Raw genomic sequence first — 5,099 nt, 5'->3', positions numbered from 1 at the left:
CACCCGCCCTCCCTCCGCGAGTGAGGGCGCGAGCAGGCGAGTTGACTTCTCGTGACCGGAGCGCCACGCTTCGGCGTGGCGATGCGGCGTTGCGTCCCGCACAAGCAACGGCCCCCGACAGGTGCTGCGAACACCTCCGGGGGCCTGACCAACGAGATCGACGAAGTTGAAGGAACCCGATCCCATGGCTGAGAGCCACTGTAGCTTTTCCGCGTCTTCCGGCGAGCATCCAATGGCCGTTTCCGGCTACGGAAAGCGGCACGTCCCCGGACAACGGCCGCGCCGCAAGGACGACTTCGCGGAGCTGAAGCCCCGGGCCGCGGCCGTCGCCGCGTACATCGACCGGCTGCCCGAGGGCGCCGACATCTCCATCAAGGCGCTGGCCGCGCGGCTGCCCTACGGCCAGCAGGCGGTCGGCACGGCACTCCGGCAGATGTCGGCGGCCGGACATCTCAGGCGGGTGCGGGAGCGCCCGCCGGGGTGCGGCCAGTGGGTGACGCGGACATACTTCTCGCGTGTCCCGCGCTCCGACACCTGGTGGGCGGGTTTCTTCGCGGAGGCGGAATCCGCCGAACCGGGGGCCGTCCGGGAGGCCACCGGGAAGGCCGCCCCGAAGGAGGACGCCGCCCCGGCGGGTACGCCTCCGGAGCCGGACGCCGCACAGGAACAGCCGGAGCGACCGGAGCGGTCGCGGGCTTACGGGACGCTGGCGCGGCTGGGGGAGGCCGATCCGCGCATGGGCCTGTCGGCGGCCGACTGCGAGGAACTGGCGCCGCTGGTGGCCCAGTGGTTCGCCCGGGGCGCCGGGGAGCGGCAGGTGGTCGAGGCGCTGACGGCCGGGCTGCCCGGCGAGGGCGTGCACTCGCCCCGCGCCGTGGCCGCCTGGCGGCTGGAGCACAAGATCCCGCCGCCCCCGCCGGTGCGCAGCCGCACCCTGCGGCTGGTGGAGTGCACGGTGTGCGGCGTGCCGGGCCGGCCGGAGGCCCTGCCCGGCGGGCTGTGCCGGGAGTGCCGGGGCGGGGAGCGCCGCGGCGGCTCCGGCGGCGCACAAGCTGACGCACAGGCTGTGGACGTACGCCGCAACGCCGCCGCCGTACGCGCGGCCATGGCCCGGGGGCGGCGCCGGGGATCGCCGGACGAGCCGCGTGACTCCCGTGCGGGCGCCCTTCGCGGCACTACTCTGGGCCGGTAGGCGTGAGAGGGGGCGCACCATGACGGCGCAAATGGAGGGCCCTGTGATGTCCGAGGAGATGCGGCGGTTCCAGGAGATCGACACCGCGTTCCCGGACCTCGGGGGCGAAATGATCGACGGGGAAATCCGTATCGACGCCGTGGCGAGCAGCGCTCGCAGGCAGATGGTGCTCGCCGTCGCCTCCCAGCTCATGCCCAGGTGGTGCGTGATGACCGAGGTCGACACCGTTTACGGGGGGTGGCACGGGAGGACCCTCCTGCGTCCCGACGTGTCGGTGGCCGGCCCCTCCTACCGGGGGACCCGGCTCAAGCAGTTCCCGGCCGACGAACTGCTACTTGCCGCGGAGGTCGTCTCGGAGTCCAACCCCGAGAACGACCTGGACCGGAAGGTCGGGAAGTACGCGGTGGCCGGGATTCCGTACTACCTGGTCGTGAATCCGGTCAAGGGCGTCTGCCTGCTGCACTCCGAACCGGTAGGCGAGCGCTACCGGGCCGTGCGCGAGAGCGAGTTCGGGGAACCGGTGCCGGTGGGCGAACCGATCGGCACCGTGCTCGACACCACGACGCTGTACGTCTACTGAGCCGTGTGCTGCCGGATGGCCCCTCCCAGGTGGATAAACCGGCCCGGGCGGTCCGGCCGACGGTCGCATGCCCCTGTCCGCAGCAGCCCGTACGGCCGGGAAAACCGGTTGCGGGCGCTCGTAGAGTCGGAACCGTGACGGATCTCGACGGCCTGCTCGCGGCCTACGACGAGCAGATGCGCAGACCGCCCGCCAACCCTCCGGCCGGAGTCCGGTACGAGCAGGACGGGCCGGTGGTGCGGATCGTCGGCGGGCACCGGGGCTTCGTCGCCACACCACGCGACACGGGACTGCGCGGCGCCGGACTCGACGGGCTGATCGCCCGGCAGCGCGACTACTTCGCCGCGCGCGGCGAAGCGGTGGAGTGGAAGACACGCGGACACGACGAACCGGCCGACCTCACCGACCGCCTGCGCGCCGCGGGCTTCGTCCCCGGGGAGCGGGAGACGGTCGTCATCGGCCTCGCCCGCGAGACGGCCGCGCGCCCGGTCCTGCCGGACGGCGTCACCGTCCGCCGGGTCACCGCGGACGCCGACATGCGCCGCATCGCCGCCATGGAGTCCGCCGTCTGGGGTGAGGACCTCGGCTGGCTCGGCGACGACCTGATCGGGCGCGCCGCGGCGGCCCCGGAAGACATCGCCGTCCTGGTCGCCGAGGCAGGCGGCGAAGTGGTCTGCGCCGCCTGGCTGGTTTTTTGTCCGGGCACCGAGTTCGCCGCCCTGTGGGGAGGCTCGACGCTGCCCGCGTGGCGCGGCCGGGGCATCTACCGCGCGCTGGTCACCGCCCGTGCGGAGCTCGCCGCGGACCGGGGCGTCCGGTACCTCCAGGTGGACGCCTCCGAGGACAGCGCCCCGATCCTGCGCAGGCTGGGCTTTCACGCGGTGACCACCACCACGCCCTACGCGTGGACGCCGCCGTGCCCCCGGGCCGGCTGACCACCTGCCCGGCGCCCTCGGTGTCGGTGAGCCACGGGAGCGGGCGAGGCGACACGGACTTGTACGACGGGCGACGTGTACGCGTGCGGCCCGTGCGTCGCGGAACTCGGCCACACGGCGTGCGTTCAGTCACACGACCGGGACCGAGCGGCCGACCGTACGCGGCTGCACGTGGGCCCCGGCGGACAGCGCCTCGCCTGGGGGCGATCGCGGGCTGACGCCGCACGCGGCCTGTCCGACCGTTGCTCTCCACGGCGGACGGACAGGGCTTTTCCCGCTACGCGCCCGCGCCCGCGCACTCCCGCAGGAAGTCCGTCAGCAGCGCCGTCGTCTCCTGCGGGCGCTCCAGGCCGGGGAGGTGACCCGCCCAGGGGAGTTCGAGGTGGCGGGCGCGGGGGAGCAGGCGGGCCAGGCGGGCGGCGATCGTGCGGAAGTCCGCCAGGTCGTGGGCGCCGGAGACGGCGAGGACGGGTGCCGTGACCGCGGAGAGGTCGAGGGCGGGCTCGGGGAGTTCGCCGATCTCCCCCCACTCCTCCTCCGCGGCCGTCTGCACCTCGAAGGCGTGCCGCTGCATCCGCCGGACCTTCTCGCGTGCCGCCTCGTCGGCCTCCGGGCCGAGCCAGGTGTCCACGTTGAGTTCGACGGCGGCCGTCAGGTCGCCGGCCTCGAACAGCGCCTCCTCGCGCGCGTCGAAGGCGGTCAGTTCCGGGCCGGGCTCGTGGCCGGGCATTCCGGGGCAGAGCAGCGCCATGGCGGCCACCCGGTCCGGCCACCGCGCGGCGAACTCCAGGGCGACGCGCCCGCCGTAGGAGGAGGCGACCAGGGTGGCCCGCCCGATGCCGAGGGCGTCCAGCAGGGCGCGTACGTCGTCGGTGTCGCGGTAGGGCGCGGTCGAGGCCGGGGTGTCGCCGTGGCCGCGGAAGTCGCAGCGCACCATCCGGTGGCCGGCCTCGGCCAGGGGCGCCCACTGCGGGTCCCACATGCGCCGGTCGCAGACCGAGGAGTGCAGCAGCACCAGGGGCGTGCCGTCGCCGGAGAGCCCGTCGCCGAAGGGGGCGCCGGCGGTGTCGTGGGAGAGGAGCGTCGTCGGGGTCGTCATCCGGCACAGGGTAGGGACGCGGGTGCCGGGCCGCCCGCGGATATCCGCGGGCGGCCCGGCCCGGGCGGGATCAGTCCGGGAAGCGGCGGCCGATCCAGCGCCAGGCGATCTCCAGGAGGGCGGCCGAGGCGGCGGCGACGCCGACGGCCGTCCACGGCATCACCGTGCCGACCAGGCGGACGGCGAAGAAGTCCTGGAGGAACGGGGTGACCAGGACGACCACGAAGGCCGACGCCATGGTGAGCACCAACCCGATCCGCCACCAGGTGTAGGGGCGGGCGACGATCGCCAGCACCCACAGTGCCACCAGGAACAGCGTCAGCGTCGCCGCGCTGGTCTCGGCCTCCAGCGCGTCCGGGCCGGTGTAGTGGGAGCGGGCCAGCAGGTAGACGGTGAAGGTGGCGGTCGCGGCGACGATGCCGGAGGGGACCGCGTACCGCATCACGCGCCGTACGAAGTGCGGGCGGGCGCGCTCCTTGTTGGGGGCCAGGGCCAGGAAGAAGGCGGGGATGCCGATGGTCAGGCCGCCCAGCAGGGTCAGGTGGCGCGGCAGGAACGGGTAGGGCACCTGGGAGACGATCACCAGCAGGGCCAGCAGCACCGAGTAGACGGTCTTGGTGAGGAAGAGGTTGGCGACGCGCTCGATGTTGCCGATGACCCGCCGCCCCTCGGCGACGACCGACGGCAGGGTGGCGAAGGAGTTGTTGAGCAGCACGATCTGGGCGACGGCCTTGGTGGCCTCCGAGCCCGAGCCCATCGAGACGCCGATGTCGGCGTCCTTCAGGGCCAGTACGTCGTTGACGCCGTCGCCGGTCATGGCGACGGTGTGGCCGCGCGACTGGAGGGCGCCGACCATGTCGCGCTTCTGCTGCGGGGTGACGCGGCCGAAGACCGTGCCGTCCTCCAGGGCCGCCGCCAGCTCCTCGCGGCCTTCCGGGAGGGTGCGGGCGTCGACGGTGGAGTCCGCTCCGGGCAGGTCGAGCTTGGCCGCGACGGCGCCGACGGAGACGGCGTTGTCGCCGGAGATGACCTTCGCCGAGACGTCCTGTTCGGCGAAGTAGCGCAGGGTGTCGGCGGCTTCGGGGCGCAGCCGCTGCTCCAGGACGACCAGGGCCGCGGGCTCTGTGGCGGGACCGGTCGCGGGCTCGGAGCCGGATCCGGACGCGGCGGGACCGGTGACGAGGGCGGGGTCGTCCAGGGCGCGGGAGGAGCGGGCCAGCAGCAGTACGCGCAGGCCCTGCCGGTTGAGGCGGTCGGTCTCGGCGAGGGCCGGGGAGCCGGGGGCGAGCAGGA

At 74.1% G+C, this 5,099-nt stretch carries 5 protein-coding genes; 3 read left to right on the top strand and 2 right to left on the bottom strand.

Translation table 11 applies throughout. The features are described 5' to 3' along the window. The first annotated feature begins 232 nt into the window (after positions 1-232). The 3 genes from L7D48_RS25550 (at position 233) to L7D48_RS25540 (ending at position 2,707) form a co-directional block, all read left to right on the top strand. A complete protein-coding gene (locus L7D48_RS25550; protein WP_237882934.1) occupies positions 233-1,192 on the top strand; it encodes a hypothetical protein in 960 nt (319 codons plus the stop codon). 46 nt (positions 1,193-1,238) lie between these two features. Further along, complete coding sequence (locus L7D48_RS25545; RefSeq protein ID WP_237882932.1) at positions 1,239-1,772, top strand: Uma2 family endonuclease; 534 nt, start codon at positions 1,239-1,241, stop codon at positions 1,770-1,772. 134 nt (positions 1,773-1,906) lie between these two features. After that, positions 1,907-2,707, top strand: a complete 801-nt coding sequence (locus L7D48_RS25540) for a GNAT family N-acetyltransferase (RefSeq protein WP_237882930.1) — start codon at positions 1,907-1,909, stop codon at positions 2,705-2,707. Between the two features lie 277 nt (positions 2,708-2,984). Here L7D48_RS25540 and L7D48_RS25535 read toward each other — a convergent pair whose 3' ends face one another. Continuing rightward, complete coding sequence (locus L7D48_RS25535) at positions 2,985-3,806, bottom strand: alpha/beta fold hydrolase (RefSeq protein ID WP_256463263.1); 822 nt, start codon at positions 3,804-3,806, stop codon at positions 2,985-2,987. Positions 3,807-3,876: 70 nt separating this feature from the next. After that, positions 3,877-5,099: HAD-IC family P-type ATPase (locus L7D48_RS25530; RefSeq protein ID WP_237882928.1), on the bottom strand; the 1,223-nt coding region annotated here is incomplete at its 5' end.

Source organism: Streptomyces sp. ICN903, assembly GCF_022015835.1.
Taxonomy (GTDB): domain Bacteria; phylum Actinomycetota; class Actinomycetes; order Streptomycetales; family Streptomycetaceae; genus Streptomyces; species Streptomyces fenghuangensis.
This window is presented reverse-complemented; position numbering and strand designations above follow the sequence as displayed.

What these genes read in the sequence shown, in the direction of transcription:
- L7D48_RS25535 (WP_256463263.1), bottom strand. Translation starts at nt 3,806, where the DNA reads ATGACGACCCCGACGACGCTCCTCTCCCACGACACCGCCGGCGCCCCC.
- L7D48_RS25545 (WP_237882932.1), top strand. Translation starts at nt 1,239, where the DNA reads ATGTCCGAGGAGATGCGGCGGTTCCAGGAGATCGACACCGCGTTCCCG.
- L7D48_RS25550 (WP_237882934.1), top strand. Translation starts at nt 233, where the DNA reads ATGGCCGTTTCCGGCTACGGAAAGCGGCACGTCCCCGGACAACGGCCG.